Origin of the sequence: Rhizobium leguminosarum, from assembly GCF_001679785.1 — a bacterium.
Taxonomy (GTDB): Bacteria; Pseudomonadota; Alphaproteobacteria; order Rhizobiales; family Rhizobiaceae; genus Rhizobium; species Rhizobium leguminosarum_R.
Map to the genome: position 1 here is coordinate 2944499 of NZ_CP016286.1, position 17863 is coordinate 2962361.

Below are 17863 nucleotides of genomic sequence, written 5' to 3' on the forward strand. Positions count from 1 at the left end.
ACAGCCGGTGCGAGGGCGGCGCACCGGCTGTCTTCACTCACCGGGAGGGGACCGTGAGTACGTCCGGATAGTGGGTTGGGGGCGCGCATGTTGGGTCGATGCGATCACCATCCGGATATCGCAATAACGGCGACATCAAACTTTGGTTCCCTGCCATCCAAAAAAAATTGGGCTTTTTTGAATCTTTTTTCGGATGCCTTTCCCTCGTCGCGCGCTCAGCCATTTCACCGATGCAGACCGATTAAATTCTTCCAGTAAAACAGTGGATTGCTTGCGGGATTACACGCAAAAATCGTCAAAATTTTACCGTTTGATAAATTTTTAAACCTGAGTTACGCTTTCCCTCACAGGCCGTTTACCAATAATGAGGGAACTTCAATGGAACGACTGGAAACCGGGATTCATGCCGGCCGGCTTTCGCCCGCCGAGTATGAGGCTAATTTTTCCGATCTTCATCCGCGCCTCAATAATCATGAGGCGCTGGTCGCCGCTGACCGCTGTTATTTCTGTTATGACGCGCCATGCATGACGGCCTGTCCCACCTCGATCGACATTCCGCTGTTCATCCGTCAGATTTCGACCGGCAATCCAATCGGCTCGGCAAAGACGATCTTCGACCAGAACATCCTCGGCGGCATGTGCGCCCGCGTCTGTCCCACCGAAGAACTCTGTGAACAGGCCTGTGTGCGCAACACGGCTGAAGAGCGGCCGGTCGAGATCGGCCGCCTTCAGCGTTATGCGACCGATGCCGCCATGCAGGCGGGCCGGCGGTTCTATGCCAGGGCCGAACCGAGCGGAAAGACGATCGCCGTCGTCGGCGCAGGCCCGGCCGGCCTTGCCGCCGCCCATCGCCTGGCAGTGAACGGCCATTCCGTCGTCATCTATGATGCCAGGGAAAAATCCGGCGGTCTCAACGAATACGGGATCGCCACTTACAAGACCGTCGACGACTTCGCCCAGAAGGAAGTCGATTACGTCCTTTCGATCGGCGGCATCGAGGTTCGGCATGGGCAGCGTCTCGGCCGCGATTTCTCGCTTTCCGATCTGCAGGCGCAATATGACGGCGTCTTCCTCGGTATCGGCCTTGCCGGCGTCAACGCGCTGCGCATCGAGGGCGAAAACCTTGCAGGCGTCGACGACGCCGTCGATTTCATCGCCGCACTCCGCCAGGCCGAAGACAAAAGCGACATCGCCATCGGCCGCCGCGTCGTCGTCCTTGGCGGTGGCATGACGGCGATCGACGCTGCCGTGCAGGCAAAGCTGCTCGGCGCCGAGGAGGTGACGATCTGCTACCGCCGTGGCAAGGAGCACATGAACGCCTCCGAATTCGAACAGGATCTGGCAAGCTCCAAGGGCGTCATCATCCGCCACTGGCTGGCGCCGAAATCGATCCTGTCGCAGGACGGCAAAGTCGCCGCGATCGAAGTGGAATATACCAAAATCCTCGATGGCCGCCTCGTCGGCACCGGCGAAACCGGTGTGATTGCCGCCGACCAGATCTTCAAGGCGATCGGCCAGAGCTTTGACGCCTCTGGTCTCGGTTCGCTGCGCCTGGAATCCGGCCGCATCGCTGTCGATGGCGAAGGCCATACCTCGCTCGACGGCGTCTGGGCAGGCGGCGACTGCGTCTTCGGCGGTGACGATCTCACGGTTTCGGCCGTCGCCCACGGTCGCGACGCGGCTGAATCCATCCATCGTGCCCTCACCGCAGCAGCCGCTCCGGCTGTCGCCGTCGCTTGAAGGGGAGAATGAACAATGGCTGATCTCCGTAATAATTTCGTCGGCATCAAATCCCCGAACCCGTTCTGGCTGGCGTCTGCGCCGCCGACCGACAAGGCCTACAATGTCGAGCGCGCCTTCAAGGCCGGCTGGGGCGGCGTGGTCTGGAAGACGCTGGGCGAGGAAGGCCCGCCCGTCGTCAACGTCAACGGCCCGCGCTACGGCGCGATCTGGGGCGCCGACCGCCGCCTGCTCGGTCTGAACAATATCGAGCTCATCACCGACCGCGACCTTTACACCAACCTGCGGGAAATGAAGCAGGTGAAGATGAACTGGCCGGACCGGGCACTGATCGCCTCGATCATGGTTCCCTGCGAGGAAGAGGCCTGGAAGGCGATCCTGCCCTTGGTTGAAGAGACCGGCGCCGACGGCATCGAGCTCAACTTCGGCTGTCCGCACGGCATGTCCGAGCGCGGCATGGGTTCGGCGGTCGGCCAGGTGCCTGAGTATATCGAGATGGTCGTGCGCTGGTGCAAGCAGTACACCCGCATGCCCGTCATCACCAAGCTGACGCCCAACATTAGCGATATCCGCCGCCCGGCCCGCGCCGCCAAGGCCGGCGGCACCGATGCCGTGTCGCTGATCAACACGATCAATTCGATCGTCTCCGTCGATCTCGATAACTTCGCCCCCAACCCGACGGTCGGCGGCAAGGGTAGCCATGGCGGTTATTGCGGCCCGGCGGTGAAGCCGATCGCACTCAACATGGTGGCCGAGATCGCCCGCGATCCCGAAACCTACGGCCTGCCGATCTCGGGCATCGGCGGCATCACCACCTGGCGCGACGCGGCCGAATTCCTCGTTCTCGGCGCCGGCAACGTCCAGGTCTGCACAGCGGCGATGACCTACGGCTTCAAGATCGTCCAGGAGATGATCACTGGCCTCTCCGACTGGATGGACGAAAAGGGCCATCGCAGCCTCGAAGATATCACCGGCCGCGCCGTGCCCAACGTCACCGACTGGCAATATCTGAACCTCAACTATATCGCCAAGGCGAAGATCGACCAGGACGCCTGCATCAAATGCGGCCGCTGCTTCATCGCCTGCGAGGACACCTCGCACCAGGCGATCACCAACTTCGTCGACGGCGCTCGTCATTTCGAGGTGATGGACGAGGAATGCGTCGGCTGCAATCTCTGCGTCAGCGTCTGTCCGGTCGAGAACTGCATCACCATGGAGCAGCTTCCCGCCGGCACTCTCGACAAACGCACCGGCCGAGTCGTCGACCCGAACTATGCCAATTGGACCACACACCCGAACAACCCGATGGCCCGCCAGGCGGCAGAATAAAAATTCGCGACGCCGCGGAGAAGATTGATCCGCGGCGTTGCATTCTGGCGGCAACGTTCGAAGCGCCAAGTCAACCTAATCACCGAATGACTTCCGATAGGCACTCGGGCTCGTCCCGAGCCGCCTGCGGAAATGATGCCGCATCGTCGCCAGTGTTCCAAAGCCGCTGGCGGCGGCGATATCGTCGAGCGAAACAGCAAGTTCCTTCTCCAGCAGATCGCGGGCATGCCGCAGCCGCTCCTTCAGCAGCCATTCGCCGACGCTGAGGCCCGTCGTCGCTTCGAAGCGCCGCTGGAAGGTGCGCATGCTCATGCCCGCTCTTTTCGCAAGCAGGCTGATCGGCTGGTCCTCGCAAAGGCTTTCGCGCATCCATTCGATCAGCGGCCCGAGGCGGATGCCCTCGCGTTCCTCAGGAACCGGCGCGTGAATGAACTGCGCCTGTCCGCCTTCGCGGTGCGGCGGCACGACGAGGCGTCTTGCAACGCTGTTTGCGGCCTCCGAACCGAAATCGCCGCGCACCACATGCAGGCAGAGGTCGATGCCGGCTGCACTGCCTGCCGCCGTCAGCAGGCTGCCCTCGTCCATGTAGAGAACGTCGGCATCGAGTGCGATATCGGGATAACGCGCGGCGATCGAGGCGACATAGCGCCAATGCGTCGTCGCCCTGCGGTTGGCAAGCAGACCCGACCCGGCAAGAACGGCAACACCCGAGCAAAGCGACATGATCCTTGCGCCGCGTTCATGCGCGGCCTTGAGCGCTGAAGCCAGCGGCTCGGGAACGGCGGCATCGATCGACCGCCAACCCGGCACGACGATCAAGTCCGCTTGGTCAAGCACTTCCAGTCCCTTGTCGACTGCGACCGTCAGCCCTCCCGCAGCGCGAAGCGGACCTGGTTCGATGCCGCAGACCGAGAAACGATACCAGCCTTCGCCCATTTCCGGGCGTGGCAGGCCGAAGACTTCGTAGGCGATGCCGAATTCGAAGGTGCAGAGCCCGTCATAGGCAAGCGCGGCGACCAGCGGTCCTTTGGTCTGCAGTGGTGATAAGTTTGGCATGATCTTTACGCTGTCAGTCATGATGGCCAATTTCGCAAAGCTTTAGCATCGGCGATACCGGGCGGCAACTTCAGAAGAAAGGAAAGACTGATGCCAAGCTCCGTTTCCCAGATACCTGCTGCAGCTCCGGATGCTGCTGTCGCTCACTTTGCCGCCAAGCTTGCCTTCGAAACCGATTGCTTCGACGTGCATGCCGCCTTTGCGGCCGGCAAAGTCGATTTCGTTCTCCTCGACGTGCGCTCGCCGCAGCTCTTCGCAGAGTCCCACATTCCCGGAGCCATCAACCTGCCGCACGGCAAGATGACGGCGCATCGCATGTCGACATGGACAAGCGATACGCTGTTCGTCGTCTATTGCGCCGGCCCGCACTGCAACGGCGCCGACAAAGCTGCCTTCCGCCTCGCCAATCTCGGCCTTCAGACCAAGCTGATGATCGGCGGCATGACCGGCTGGGCCGATGAAGGCTTCGCCTTCGAACAGGGCGTCCCTGCTGCCGCATGATGGCCTCCCGTCTCCCCCTACGATTATTGCAGCGGGGAGAAGGGAAAATCGCGGCCGTCAGAACTCAACGACCACCTTGCCGAAAGGCCCGCGATAGAGGTGATCGAGCGCCTCAGGGAATTCGTCGAAGGCATAACGCTTGTCGATCACAGGCTTCAGCCCGGTCTGGTCGATTGCCCGCACCAGATCTTCAAGCGCACGGCGATGGCCGACGGAAATGCCCTGTACAACAGGCGCCTTGAGCAGGAACGGGCCGGCCGGGCCGGAAACCTCGACCCCCTCGAACACGCCGATGACGGAAATGCGGCCATTGATCGCCACTGCCTTCAGCGCCTGGCCGAGATGTGGGCCGCCGACGATCTCAAGCACGTGATCGGCGCCATAGCCGCCGGTCAACTTATAGAGTTGCTCAACCCAGTCGCCCTCATGGCGATTGATCGCGTGATCGGCGCCAAGGGCAACGGCGCGGCCGAGTTTCTCGGCGCTGCCTGATGTGATGAAGATCTCCGCACCATGCGCCTTGGCGATCTGCAGACCGAAGAGCGCCACACCGCCGGTGCCCTGCACCAGAACCTTGTCGCCAGCCTTCAGGCCGCCGCGTTCGATCAGGGCGAACCAGGCGGTCAGTCCGGCGCAAGGCAAGGTGCTCGCCTGCGCCGCATCGAGCGTATCAGGCGCGCGTGAATACCATTCCTCCGACAGCACGGTGTATTGCGAGAGGACGCCGGGATAGAAGCCGCCGCGCGTCTTGTAAGGTGGCGTGCGCGCATCGCCCAACCCGCGTCCGTCGACCCAGTCGGGCGAAAACGTCGAGATGACCCGATCGCCCGGCTTGAAACGGCTGACATCGGGTCCGACTGCCTCGACGACCCCTGCCATGTCGGAAGCTGGCACGAAGGGAAATTGCAGCGGCAACCCCATGCCGCTCTCCATCAGCAACCGATCGCGGAAATTGAGCGAGACGGCTTCCGTCCGGACCAGAACCCTGTTTCCCGAAACCGGTTCAAGCCTCCGCTCCCCGATCGTCAGCTGGCGCTCCGGCCCTACCGCGTCGATCTGCCATTGCCGTGTTGTCTGCATTGTCTTGCTCCTTGTCCATTGCAGGGAGCGCAAAACATATCGTTGAATATTTCGCACCAGTTGCGATATTAATTCTCCAGAATGGTTCCAAAGAGGAAACAAATGGAACAGCTGAAGGGTATCTCGATCTTTGTCGAAGCCGTCGAGGCAGGTGGCTTTTCGGCCGCCGCCGAGCGGCTTCACCTCACGCGTTCGGCGGTCGGCAAGACGATCGCACGTCTGGAACAGCGTCTCGGCGTGCGGCTTTTCAACCGTACGACACGCATGCAGAGCCTCACCGAGGAAGGCCGCTTCTTCTACGAGCGCTGCCTGCGGGCGGTCGAGGAAATCCGCCTCGGGGAAGCCATGCTGGAATCCGGCCGGCGTGATGTGCGCGGCCGATTGCGCATCTCGATGCCGGTGCTTTTCGGCCGCCATTGCATCGCGCCGATCCTGGCACGCCTGCTCGATGAACATCCGAACCTCGAACTCGACCTTTCCTTCAACGACCGTATCGTCGACCTGCTCGAAGACGGCTTCGATCTTGTCATCCGCAACGGGCCGCTGAAGGACAATCCGGATCTGATGGCCCGGGCGATCGCCCGCCAGCGCATGACCGTCTGCGCATCGCCCGCCTATCTGGAAAAACATGGTTCGCCGCAGACCGTCTTCGATATTCCCCGGCATGAGGGCATCGTCTACAGGCGGGGCGATGATGACAAGGGTTGGATCTTTCCGACTGCAGCCGATCCCGGGCGGCGGATGCCGCCAAAGGCGCGGCTGCGGCTCGACGACCTTGCTTCGATTTCCGATGCGGCCGTCGCCGGGCGCGGACTTGCCTGGCTCCCCTGCTGGCTGGTCCGCGAGGAGGTGCTGGCAGGCCGGCTCATTCAGGTGTTGAAGCAGGAACCGGCCAATGTCTTCGATGCCCATGCCGTTTGGCTGCGCTCTCCGGTCATGCTGCCGAAGGTAAGGCTCGCGATCGATACGCTCGCCGCCGGACTGCCGGCAATGATGGGCTGAAGCGCTCGCCACGCGTCTGCGAGCGACGAGAAACCCATGTAATTCCTATACGTTTCCCTGGAAATCACCCGATGCAGCAGTATATCCGATAGTTCACCGTCCGTTGTGGACGACCGCCATATCACTCGGAACACGGTCAGCATGTCACTTCGCAGCGCCCTCCGCGCACAAACTGCAGATTGCCACGCCGCGGTCGACGCTCTCTTCGGCAGTTTCAATCTCTCACGCACCCAGGATTACAAGGCATTCCTGCTAGCGCATGCCCGGGTCGTACCATCAGTCGAACATGCGCTTGAGGAAGCCGGGATCGCTCGCCTGCTGCCCGACTGGCCGGAACGAAGGCGCGTGCACCGGCTCGCTGCCGACATAAGGGAGCTCGGCGATCGATTGCCCGCGCCTCTTCCTCAACCTGCCTTGCATTGCGAAGCAGCGGTCTGGGGTGCTGCCTATGTCCTGGAAGGCTCCAAGCTCGGCGGCGCGCTGCTCGCCAAGGCCGTGCCTGATCATTTGCCCAGCAGCTACCTGACCCCCCAAGGCCCGAAGGGCGCCATGCGGCTCTTCGTGGATCGTCTTGACGCAAGCAAGGTGAACGATCCCGGCGCTGCCGTCACGGCCGCTCGCAATGTCTTCGATCTCTTCCTAAAAGCGGGGCAACTCACGCTGGAAACCGTGCCATGAGCGGCACGCACGAACCTGTCGATCTCACCAATTGCGACCGTGAACCGATCCACCAGCTTGGATCGGTTCAACCTTTCGGCTTTCTCCTGGCGATATCCTCAGACTGGATTGTCACCCGCGCCTCTGCAAATCTGGTAGAGTTCCTCGGTGTTGCGCAGGCCGACGCGATTGGCCGTCCCGTTGTCTCTCTGATCACACCCGAAGCACTCCACGCCATCCGCAACAAGCTTACCACGCTGCGCGGTCCCGACGTCGTCGAGCGCATTTTCGGCATTGCCCTGATGCCCGATCAAAACAGGTTCGACATTGCCCTGCACCTGAACGGAGGTGAGGTCATCATCGAAGGCGAGCGCTGCCAGGATAACCGGCGCGACGTCGCTTCGCTCTCCATGCGCAGCATGATGTCCCGGCTCGACCACACGGAAACACTGGAGGCGTTCTTCCGCGAAGGTGCAAGACAGGCGCGCGCCTTGACCGGCTTCGATCGGGTCATGGTCTATCGTTTCGACGAAGGCGGTTCCGGCGAAGTAGTGGCGGAAGCCGCCCGGGCCGGCATCGGCTCGTTTCTCGGGCTGCACTATCCGGCTTCCGACATTCCAGTACAGGCGCGCGCGCTTTATCTGCGCAACCTGTTCCGCATCATTGCCGATGTCGACGCCGTCCCGGTCCCGATCCTGCCGCAACGCGACGAGCACGGCCAGCCGCTCGACCTCTCCATGTCGGTATTGCGTTCTGTTTCGCCGATCCACATCGAATATCTGAAAAACATGGGCGTCGGCGCTTCGCTCTCCATATCGATCGTCGTGGACGGTAGGCTCTGGGGCCTGTTTGCCTGCCATCACTACGGCCCGCGTCTGCCTTCGGCCCAAAGCCGCTCCACTGCCGAACTCTTCGGCCAGATGTTTGCGTCGCGACTTGAAAGCCGCGAACGGCGACTGGCTCTCGACTACGAGACCAAGGCGCGCCGCATTGCAGACCGGCTTCTCACCTCCGTCGCAGACAATGCGAGCCTGCTCGACGATCCGGCCTGGCTGATCGAGGCGCTTGCCGACGCCATTCCTGCCGATGGGATCGGCGTCTGGATCAACGGCCGCCTGGCCCTTGCCGGCATCGGGCCGGATGAGAGAGGCTTCGCAGCCCTCGTCCGCCACCTCAACCGCAACGCCGCCGGCCGCATCTATGCCGTGGACAGGCTCGCGGAAGCCTATCCGGATCTTGAGGTCGATGATGCGGTGGCAGGCACGCTTGCCATCCCGATCTCGCGTTCGCCGCGCGATTATGTCGTGCTTTTCCGCCAGGAATTGGTGCGCACCGCCCGCTGGGGCGGCGACCCGCACAAGCCGGTGGAATACGGGCCGAATGGCCCGAGGCTGACGCCGCGCAAGAGTTTCGAGGCCTGGTCGGAACTGGTGCGTGGCCGCTCCCTCCCCTTCACGGAGGCCGAGCGCCGCGTCGCCGAAACCATCCGCGTCACGCTGATCGAGGTGGTATTGCGCCTCACCGACGAGGTCAGCATGGCGCGCCAGACGGCAAACGAGCGCCAGGAACTGCTGATTGCCGAGCTGAACCACCGCGTCCGCAACATATTGAGCCTCATCACCGGCATCATCCGGCAGTCGCAGGCAACGTCGGTCGGCCTTGGCGACTACATCCGCCAGCTCGAGGGCCGCATCCAGTCGCTCGCCCGTGCCCATGACCAGATCACCCGCGATCACTGGGCGCCCGCTTCGCTTCGGCAATTGCTGCTGGCAGAGACCGGCGCCTATCTCGGGAAAAATGCGCAACGCATCCAGATGAGCGGCGAGGACGTGCTGCTGGAACCGCAGGCCTTTTCCACCGCCGCCCTTGTTTTCCATGAGCTGATGACCAACAGCGCCAAATACGGCAGCCTTTCCGGCACCAGCAGCGGCACGGTCCAACTCGGCTGGCATCGCGACGACGAGGGCAATCTGCGTATTGGCTGGCGCGAAAAGGATGGCCCGCCCGTCGTCGAACCCAAACGCCATGGCTTCGGTTCGACGATCATCCGCCGCTCGATCCCCTATGACCTCGGCGGCAAGGCCGAGGTCCGCTACGTCAAGGATGGGCTCGAGGCGGATTTCTCCATTCCGGCGCGACATGTCGTCGGCCCGACGAGCGAACGATCAAATCCGGCTCCGCTCGGAACGACCGAACCGAAGACCACTTCTGATGAACAGCCGCTCTCCGGCTTGAACGTGCTGCTGGTGGAAAACAATCTGATCATCGCCATGGATGGCGAGGACATCCTGCGCCGCCTGGGCGCCGACGTGGCTACGGCGCCAAGTGTCACTGCGGCTATGGAAATTCTGGCAGGGCAGTCCTTCGATCTGGCGCTTCTCGATGTCAATCTTGGCGATGAGACGAGTTTCGGAATTGCCGACCGGCTGGCGGCCGAAGGCGTACCCTTCGTTTTTGCCACGGGCTATGGGGAGGGCATCGCCCAGGCGAACAGCCACTCGGACGCGCCCGTGCTACAGAAGCCTTATACGATGGAAGGCATGACGGATATTCTTGCCCGGGTGCCGCTTCCAAGAAGAGGGTAAACCCTCACGCCTCCAGGGGATCCGGTCGCAGGCCGCCGATGAAGAGCTGTTCCAGAAACCGCGCCGCATCCTCGAAGCGCCCTTCGCCCGAATGTTCCTGCCCCAGCACGGCACGCACCTGAACGTCGAAATCCGCGTAATGCTGCGTTGTCGACCAGATGGAGAAGATCAGGTGATAGGGATCGCATTTGACGATCTTGCCTGATTTCGCCCAGGCGCGGATGACCTCCGCCTTCTCGTCGACCAATTCCTTCAGCGGTCCCTTCAGCTCGTCCTCGATATGCGGCGCGCCCTGCAGCACCTCGTTGGCGAAAAGCCGGCTCTCGCGGGGAAAATCGCGGGCCATCTCCAGCTTGCGGCGGATGTAGCTGCGGATTTCCGCCTCCGGATTGCCTTCGGCGTTAAAGGCCCGCAGCGGCTCCAGCCAGGTGTAGAGCACCCGGTCGATCAGCGCCCGGTGCATGGCTTCCTTGGTGCGGAAATAATAGAGCAGGTTGGGTTTCGACATGCCGGCCACTTCGGCAATCTGGTCGATGGTCGAGCCGCGGAAGCCGCTTGCCGAAAACACGTCGAGGGCCGCTTCCAGGATCTGCTCTTCCTTCTCCTCCTGGATTCGCGTCCGCCTCAGGGTTTTCGCTGCTCTCGGTATGGTCACAGGCTGTTATTTCCCCTTGAAATTCAACTTCTTCGCTCAAGTTTTTCTGAAAGCGATCCCCCGCCGCCTTCTTGAGCAACTGCCCGTATATTTATCGGCAATTTTCGTGATTTTCGTCTTGAGCCCGGCGGTGGAAGTTGTAATGTTTACCAATCGGTCAAATTATCCGTCAGATGCAAAACAAAGGCAACTGGCGATTTTCCGGCGCTCGACAAAACCAATAAGGGGGCGCAGGAAAGGACCACGGGAACAGGCGGGCATGCCCTTTGCATGACTGCCGCAAACAGGTGAGGGCATACGAAATGGTGGCAGCACCAGGCGAGAACATGCGCGTCAATGGCGACCGTCTCTGGGACAGTCTCATGGAGATGGCGAAGATCGGCCCCGGCATCGCGGGCGGCAACAATCGCCAGACGCTGACGGATGCCGATGCGCAGGGCCGCAGCCTTTTCAAAAAATGGTGTGACGATGCCGGATTGACCATGGGTGTCGACCGCATGGGCACGATGTTCGCCACCCGCCCCGGCACCGATCCCGATGCTCTGCCCGTCTATGTCGGCTCGCATCTCGACACCCAACCGACCGGCGGCAAATATGACGGCGTGCTCGGCGTGCTTGCGGCTCTCGAAGTCGTGCGCACGATGAACGATCTCGGCATCAAGACCAAACATCCGATCGTCGTTACCAACTGGACCAACGAGGAAGGGGCGCGTTTTGCCCCTGCCATGCTGGCGTCAGGCGTCTTCGCCGGCGTGCACAGCCTGGACTTTGCCTATAACCGCAGGGACCCCGAGGGCAATCTGTTCGGCGACGAACTGAAGCGCATCGGTTGGGTCGGCGACGAAGAAGTCGGCGCCCGCAAGATGCACGCCTATTTCGAATATCACATCGAGCAGGGACCGATCCTCGAAGCCGAGGAAAAGCAGATCGGCGTCGTCACCCATTGCCAGGGCCTCTGGTGGCTGGAATTCACGCTGACCGGCAAGGAAGCCCACACCGGATCGACGCCGATGAACCTGCGCGTCAATGCCGGCCTCGCCATGGCCCGCATCCTGGAGATGGTCCAGGACGTGGCGATGGGCGAACAGCCAGGCGCCGTCGGCGGCGTCGGCCAGGTGTTCTTCTCGCCAAACTCCCGCAACGTGCTGCCGGGCAAGGTCGTCTTCACCGTCGACATCCGCTCGCCCGACAAGGAGAAGCTCGACCGCATGCGGGCAAAGATCGAGGCGAAGGCGCCTGAGATCACCGACGCACTCGGCGTCGGCTGTTCCATCGAGGCGATCGGCCACTTCGAGCCGATCACCTTCGATCCGAAACTGGTCACGTCGGTGCGCGAAGCCGCCGAGAGACTCGGCTACAGCCACATGAACATCATCTCCGGCGCCGGCCACGACGCCTGCTGGGCCGCCAAGGTCGCGCCCGCAACGATGGTCATGTGCCCCTGCGTTGGCGGGCTCTCGCACAACGAGGCGGAAGAAATCTCCAAGGAATGGGCGATGGCGGGAGCCGACGTGCTCTTCCATGCGGTGGTCGAAACGGCGGAGATTGTCGTGTGATGGCTTATTTCGCGCCCGGAGCCCCCTCATCCGACCCTTCGGGCCACCTTCTCCCCGCTGGGGAGAAGGGAACGGTGGACGTCGCGGTCTCCCCCTTCTCCCCTCGGGGAGAAGGTGCCCGAAGGGCGGATGAGGGGGCTCCAGGCGCGACGAAAATTACCAAGCAGGACATCCGCAAACATCGCACCAACAAGACCGACCAGGCGAGAACGCTTCGCCGCAACGAAACTGAAGAGGAATACCACCTCTGGAGCGACCTCCGCGCCCGCCGCTTGAACGGCTATAAGTTTGCAAGGCAAGTTCCCCTTGGCCCATTCATCGTCGATTTCCTCTGTCGTGAAAAACGACTGATCGTCGAAGTCGACGGCTTCCAACATTCCGATAGCGCTTCCGATCAGCGCCGAACTGAATGGCTCAATGTGAATGGCTATTCCGTGCTGCGCTTCTGGAATCAGGAAATCTCGCGCGAACGCCGCTCAGTGCTCGAAACGATTCTAGCCGCCTTGCAGGGCCGGATCGAGGTCAGCTCAGACCTGCTCGGCTTCTATTCGCCGGCCCAATCTGCAGACAAGAACGGGGAATGATCATGACCACAGTCATCAAGAACGGCACCATCGTCACCGCCGACCTGACCTATAAGGCTGACGTGAAAATCGACGGCGGCAAGATTATCGAGATTGGTCCGAACCTCTCGGGCGACGAAACGCTGGATGCCACCGGCTGTTATGTCATGCCGGGCGGCATCGATCCGCACACCCACCTCGAAATGCCCTTCATGGGCACCTATTCTTCCGACGATTTCGAGAGCGGCACGCGCGCCGCCCTTTCCGGCGGCACGACCATGGTGGTCGATTTCGCCCTGCCCGCCCCCGGCCAGTCGCTGCTCGAGGCGCTGACCATGTGGGACAACAAATCGACCCGCGCCAACTGCGATTATTCCTTTCATATGGCGGTCACCTGGTGGAGCGAGCAGGTCTTCAAGGAGATGGAGACCATCGTCCGCGACAAGGGCATCAACACCTTCAAGCACTTCATGGCTTACAAGGGCGCGCTGATGGTCGACGATGACGAGATGTTCGCCTCCTTCCAGCGCTGCGCCGAGCTCGGCGCCCTGCCGCTGGTGCACGCCGAAAACGGCGACGTCGTCGCCTCGATGTCGGCAAAGCTGCTGGCCGAGGGCAATAACGGCCCCGAGGCGCACGCCTATTCCCGGCCCGCCGAAGTGGAAGGAGAAGCCACCAACCGCGCCATCATGATCGCCGACATGGCCGGCTGCCCGGTCTATATCGTCCACACCTCCTGCGAACAGGCACACGAGGCGATCCGCCGCGCCCGCGCCAAGGGCATGCGCGTCTATGGCGAACCGCTGATCCAGCACCTGACGCTCGACGAGAGCGAATATTCCAATCCCGACTGGGATCATGCCGCCCGCCGGGTGATGTCGCCGCCCTTCCGCAACAAGCAGCATCAGGACTCGCTCTGGGCGGGGCTTGCCTCCGGCTCGCTGCAGGTCGTTGCCACCGACCATTGCGCCTTCACCACGGCGCAGAAGCGCTTCGGGCTCAATGATTTCACCAAGATCCCGAACGGCACCGGCGGCCTCGAAGACCGCATGCCGATGCTTTGGACCCATGGCGTCAACACCGGGCGGCTGACGATGAACGAATTCGTCGCCGTCACCTCGACCAACATCGCCAAGATCCTCAACATCTATCCGAAGAAGGGCGCGATCCTTGTCGGCGCCGATGCCGACATCGTCGTCTGGGACCCGCAACGTTCCAAGACCATCTCGTCCAAGGCCCAGCAGTCGGCGATCGACTACAACGTCTTCGAAGGCAAGGAAGTGACCGGCCTGCCGCGCTATACGCTGACGCGCGGCGTTGTCGCGATCGAGGAAAACACGATCAAGACGCGCGAGGGCCACGGCGAATTTGTCAGGCGCGAGCCGGTCACGGCTGTCAGCAAGGCGCTTTCCCAGTGGAAGGACATCACCGCGCCGCGCAAGGTGACGCGTAGCGGCATTCCGGCAAGCGGCGTATGACGATGGCGCATGACGATACGGCCATCAACGGGGGACCGCTGCCTCTATGCCAATGACCTCACGCCGGTACCAAAGCGTCCAACTCCGGCAGAAGCACGACGCTTTCCTGCTCGTTCGGATCGGTGCGGGCGATGATCGCCGTGCACGGCGTGCTGCTGAGGTTTGCCGGCAGATGCGGCACGCCTGCCGGGATATAGAAAAGTTCGCCGGCATGGACGATGACGTGATGCTCAAGCCGATCGCCGTACCAGGTATGGGCCTCGCCGGAGAGCATGTAGATCGCCGTCTCGTGCGCCTCGTGCAGATGCGCCTTGGCGCGTACGCCCGGCGGGATCGTCAGGAGGTGCATGCAGATGCCCTTGGCGCCGACCGTCTCGGCTGCGACTCCTTGGAAATAGCTGAGCCCCTGCTTGCCGTCATAGGCATGATTGGGGCGAACGATGTGGCAGGTGGGCTTTGATGTCACGTCCATCCTCATCCTCCATGGAGTGTGTCGTCGATAAAACCGGCGGTAATGATAGCACGCAAACCGCGCTCCCGCGGCAAAAACAAGACTGGTCGCATTGATGCAAACACCCTCCGTCGTATCCGCCAAGGATCTCTGTCTCACCTACCAGGCGAATGACGGCCCGGTGAGCGCACTGAGCAATGTCAATCTCGATGTCCGCAAGGGCGATTTCGTCTCTTTCATCGGTCCCTCGGGCTGCGGCAAGACCACGTTCCTGCGTGTCATCGCCGATCTCGAGAAGAGCACGTCGGGCGAGATCTCGATCAACGGCATGACACCGGAAGAGGCTCGCAAGGCCCGCGCCTACGGCTATGTCTTCCAGGCGCCGGCGCTCTATCCCTGGCGCACCATCGAAAACAACATCGCCCTGCCCTTGGAGATCATGGGCTATTCCGGCGCCGACCGGACGCGGCGCATCGCCGAAGCGCTCGATCTGGTCAGTCTTTCGGGCTTCGAGAAGAAATTCCCCTGGCAGCTTTCCGGCGGCATGCAGCAGCGCGCCTCGATCGCCCGTGCGCTCGCCTTCGACGCCGACCTGCTGCTGATGGATGAGCCCTTCGGCGCCCTGGACGAGATCGTCCGCGACCATCTGAACGAAGAGCTGCTGAAACTCTGGACCCGCACCAATAAGACGATCTGCTTCGTCACCCATTCCATCCCCGAGGCAGTCTACCTCTCGACCAAGATCGTGGTCATGTCTCCGCGCCCGGGCCGCGTGACCGATGTGATCGACTCGACCCTGCCGGCCGAACGCCCGCTCGACATCCGCGACACCCCCGAGTTCCTGGAAATCGCCCATCGCGTCCGCGGCGGGCTGAGGACGGGGCACGCATGAGGAGCAGGCGATTGCACCCTGGGGGCACCCCCCTCTGCCCTGCCGGGCATCTCCCCCACAAGGGGGGAGATCGATATGCCGCACCGGCTTCCCCAAGGAAGGATCGCCGTTCCGTTCGCTGCAGAGCTAACACGGAGCGAGGCGCTACCCTCCTGCCGATCTCCCCCCTTGTGGGGGAGATGCCCGGCAGGACAGAGGGGGGTGGCGGCACACTCCATACCAATAGATGGGGGCGCATCTTTTGAAACCCGACACCTTCAAGGACAAGATCATCCCCGTCACCACAATCCTGCTGGCCCTCGTCGTCATCTGGTATATCGCCGCCATCCTGATGAACGCGCCGTTCCAGCGCGACATGGACGGCCGCGCCGGCGCCACACCAACGACCCTCGAATTCATCGGCAAGACGCTGGCGCAGCCAAAGCCTATCCTGCCGGCGCCGCATCAGGTGGCGCAGAACGTCTACGAGAACACCTTTCTGCGCAGCCTTTCGAGCAACCGCAGCCTCGTCTATCACAGCTGGGTAACGCTCTCCTCCACCCTGCTCGGCTTCGGCTTCGGCATGCTGCTCGGCATCCTTCTCGCCGTGCTGATCGTCCACAACCGCGCCATGGACCGCTCGCTGATGCCCTGGCTGGTGGCGAGCCAGACCATACCGATCCTCGCCATCGCGCCGATGATCGTTATCATCTCCTACAACGTACTGACCGGCGACAATGCCATTGCGCATCTGTTGAACCTCGATTCCGACGCCTCCCGCCTCGTCTCGAAAGCGCTGATCTCCACCTACCTCTCGTTCTTTCCGGTCGCCGTCGGCATGGTGAAGGGATTGCGTTCGCCTGAGATCATGCATCTCGACCTGATGCGCACCTATTATGCCAGCCCGATGCAGACTTTCTGGAAGCTACGCGTTCCAGCCTCGATCCCTTTCCTCTTCACCTCGATGAAGGTCGCGATCGCCGCCAGCCTCGTCGGCGCCATCGTCGGCGAGCTGCCCACGGGTGCCGTCGCCGGCATCGGTTCGAAGCTGCTGGCCGGCTCCTATTACAGCCAGACCATCGATATCTGGGCCGCCCTCGTCGCCGGATCGCTGCTAGCGGGCATCCTGGTTGCGATTGTCGGCGTTGCGGCGAAGATCGTCGACCGCGCCATGGGCGGGAGACCGGCATGAGACATCTGACCTTCTCCTGGCAAGGCATGGTCGCCCTCCTCCTCTGCGTCGGGGCGCTGACGGCCCTGCCGCTCCTGGCCGAGGGCGCGGCGCGCCCCCTCACCGACGGCACGGCAAGCCTCATTTTCACCATCGTCATCGCGGCTGCCCTGCTGTCATTCGCACCACAGCCGCCGGCCTATCGGGCCACCGTGCTGTTTATCGGCGCGCATGGCGCCGCCTGGATGCTGCTTTCGGCTCTTTCCGGCAACGAGGGCACGGCGGCGCGGGCTTTCTTCCTGCTGCTCTTCGCCTGCTGGCTGCTTGCCTGGCGATGCGTCAGCGAACTGTCGAAACTGCAGCCCGTCACCACTTTCGGCAAGTCGGCGCTCCAGCTCCTGATCCCGGCAATCTTCGGCGCCTGGATCCTCATTCTCTGGGAAGCGGTGACGCGTGGCGCTGGCGTCCCTTTCATCCTGCTGCCGCCGCCGAGCGCCATCGGCGCGCGGTTCATGGCGTCGCTGCCGATCCTCGGCGCGGACGTCAGGCAGACGATCTTCAAGGCGGTGCTGATCGGTTATATCGTCGGCTGCCTCAGTGGCTTCGTCGTCGCGGTGCTCGCCGACCGCATCGCCTTCCTGCGCCGCGGCCTTCTGCCGATCGGCAACATGGTTTCGGCCCTGCCGATCATCGGCGTCGCCCCTGTCATGGTCATGTGGTTCGGCTTCGACTGGCCGTCGAAGGCCGCCGTCGTCATCATCATGACCTTCTTCCCGATGCTGGTGAATACCGTCGCCGGCCTTGCCGCCTCCGGCAGCATGGAGCGCGACCTGATGCGCACCTATGCCTCCGGCTATTGGCAGACGCTGCTGAAGCTCAGGCTTCCGGCGGCAATGCCCTTTATTTTCAACGCACTGAAGATCAACTCGACGCTGGCGCTGATTGGTGCCATCGTTGCGGAATTCTTCGGGACGCCGATCGTCGGCATGGGCTTCCGCATCTCCACCGAGATCGGCCGCATGAATGTCGACATGGTCTGGGCGGAAATCGCCGTCGCGGCGCTGGCCGGCTCGATCTTCTATGGCATCATCGCCCTGACCGAACGGGCGGTGACGTTCTGGCATCCGTCTATCCGTGGTGGCTAGGCGCGCGCGGGCTCCAGAAACGG

17 protein-coding genes are annotated in these 17863 nt (G+C 62.4%); 13 read left to right on the forward strand and 4 right to left on the reverse strand.

Annotated features, from left to right (window positions below):
• The first annotated feature begins 378 nt into the window (after positions 1-378).
• Positions 379-1740: an NAD(P)-dependent oxidoreductase gene (locus tag BA011_RS14670; protein WP_065281002.1), complete on the forward strand. Its 1362-nt coding sequence runs from the start codon at positions 379-381 to the stop codon at positions 1738-1740.
• Between the two features lie 15 nt (positions 1741-1755).
• Complete coding sequence (preA, locus tag BA011_RS14675; RefSeq protein WP_065281003.1) at positions 1756-3069, forward strand: NAD-dependent dihydropyrimidine dehydrogenase subunit PreA; 1314 nt, start codon at positions 1756-1758, stop codon at positions 3067-3069.
• Positions 3070-3144: 75 nt separating this feature from the next.
• Here the strand turns inward: preA and ftrA are convergent, their stop codons facing one another.
• Entirely contained in the window at positions 3145-4146 is a 1002-nt protein-coding gene (gene ftrA, locus BA011_RS14680; RefSeq protein ID WP_065281004.1) for a transcriptional regulator FtrA, read from the reverse strand.
• Between the two features lie 69 nt (positions 4147-4215).
• Here ftrA and BA011_RS14685 point away from each other — a divergent pair, with 69 nt between their 5' ends.
• On the forward strand, positions 4216-4626 hold the full coding sequence (locus BA011_RS14685; RefSeq protein ID WP_065281005.1) for a rhodanese-like domain-containing protein: 411 nt from the start codon (positions 4216-4218) through the stop codon (positions 4624-4626).
• Between the two features lie 57 nt (positions 4627-4683).
• Here BA011_RS14685 and BA011_RS14690 read toward each other — a convergent pair whose 3' ends face one another.
• Positions 4684-5706, reverse strand: a complete 1023-nt coding sequence (locus BA011_RS14690) for a zinc-dependent alcohol dehydrogenase family protein (RefSeq protein ID WP_065281006.1) — start codon at positions 5704-5706, stop codon at positions 4684-4686.
• A 102-nt stretch (positions 5707-5808) separates the two neighbouring features.
• Here BA011_RS14690 and BA011_RS14695 point away from each other — a divergent pair, with 102 nt between their 5' ends.
• From BA011_RS14695 to BA011_RS14705, 3 genes are all read left to right on the forward strand, one after another.
• Positions 5809-6708 carry a LysR family transcriptional regulator gene (locus BA011_RS14695; RefSeq protein WP_065281007.1) on the forward strand — a complete coding sequence of 300 codons (900 nt, stop codon included), beginning with the start codon at positions 5809-5811 and terminating at the stop codon, positions 6706-6708.
• 141 nt (positions 6709-6849) lie between these two features.
• Positions 6850-7386, forward strand: coding sequence for a biliverdin-producing heme oxygenase (locus tag BA011_RS14700; RefSeq protein ID WP_065281008.1), 537 nt, complete (start codon positions 6850-6852; stop codon positions 7384-7386).
• Positions 7383-9950, forward strand: coding sequence for an HWE histidine kinase domain-containing protein (locus BA011_RS14705; protein ID WP_065281009.1), 2568 nt, complete (start codon positions 7383-7385; stop codon positions 9948-9950). Before BA011_RS14700 ends, BA011_RS14705 begins: the two co-directional genes overlap by 4 nt.
• A 4-nt stretch (positions 9951-9954) precedes the next feature.
• Here the strand turns inward: BA011_RS14705 and BA011_RS14710 are convergent, their stop codons facing one another.
• Positions 9955-10605 (reverse strand): TetR family transcriptional regulator C-terminal domain-containing protein, encoded by a 651-nt coding sequence (locus BA011_RS14710; protein ID WP_029872411.1) that lies wholly within the window; start codon positions 10603-10605, stop codon positions 9955-9957.
• Positions 10606-10621: 16 nt separating this feature from the next.
• Here BA011_RS14710 and BA011_RS41630 point away from each other — a divergent pair, with 16 nt between their 5' ends.
• Genes BA011_RS41630 through hydA form a run of 4 tightly spaced genes read left to right on the forward strand, consistent with a single transcriptional unit; the run spans position 10622 to position 14202 of the window.
• On the forward strand, positions 10622-10879 hold the full coding sequence (locus BA011_RS41630; protein ID WP_151343476.1) for a hypothetical protein: 258 nt from the start codon (positions 10622-10624) through the stop codon (positions 10877-10879).
• Positions 10880-10907: 28 nt separating this feature from the next.
• Complete coding sequence (locus tag BA011_RS14715) at positions 10908-12161, forward strand: Zn-dependent hydrolase (protein ID WP_027663881.1); 1254 nt, start codon at positions 10908-10910, stop codon at positions 12159-12161.
• On the forward strand, positions 12161-12745 hold the full coding sequence (locus BA011_RS14720) for an endonuclease domain-containing protein (protein ID WP_065281010.1): 585 nt from the start codon (positions 12161-12163) through the stop codon (positions 12743-12745). Before BA011_RS14715 ends, BA011_RS14720 begins: the two co-directional genes overlap by 1 nt.
• 2 nt (positions 12746-12747) lie before the next feature.
• Entirely contained in the window at positions 12748-14202 is a 1455-nt protein-coding gene (hydA, locus tag BA011_RS14725) for a dihydropyrimidinase (RefSeq protein ID WP_065282545.1), read from the forward strand.
• Positions 14203-14260: 58 nt separating this feature from the next.
• Here the strand turns inward: hydA and BA011_RS14730 are convergent, their stop codons facing one another.
• Positions 14261-14674, reverse strand: coding sequence for a cupin domain-containing protein (locus tag BA011_RS14730; protein WP_003542280.1), 414 nt, complete (start codon positions 14672-14674; stop codon positions 14261-14263).
• A 94-nt stretch (positions 14675-14768) separates the two neighbouring features.
• On the opposite strand from BA011_RS14730, the gene BA011_RS14735 reads away from it, so the two are divergent.
• The 3 genes from BA011_RS14735 to BA011_RS14745 all read left to right on the forward strand — a co-directional run bounded on the left by BA011_RS14735 (position 14769) and on the right by BA011_RS14745 (position 17840).
• Positions 14769-15545, forward strand: a complete 777-nt coding sequence (locus tag BA011_RS14735) for an ABC transporter ATP-binding protein (RefSeq protein ID WP_065281011.1) — start codon at positions 14769-14771, stop codon at positions 15543-15545.
• Positions 15546-15786: 241 nt separating this feature from the next.
• Positions 15787-16716 (forward strand): ABC transporter permease, encoded by a 930-nt coding sequence (locus BA011_RS14740; protein ID WP_065282546.1) that lies wholly within the window; start codon positions 15787-15789, stop codon positions 16714-16716.
• Positions 16713-17840: an ABC transporter permease gene (locus BA011_RS14745; RefSeq protein ID WP_065281012.1), complete on the forward strand. Its 1128-nt coding sequence runs from the start codon at positions 16713-16715 to the stop codon at positions 17838-17840. The genes BA011_RS14740 and BA011_RS14745 overlap by 4 nt, the downstream gene beginning before the upstream one ends.
• Positions 17841-17863 lie beyond the last annotated feature (23 nt).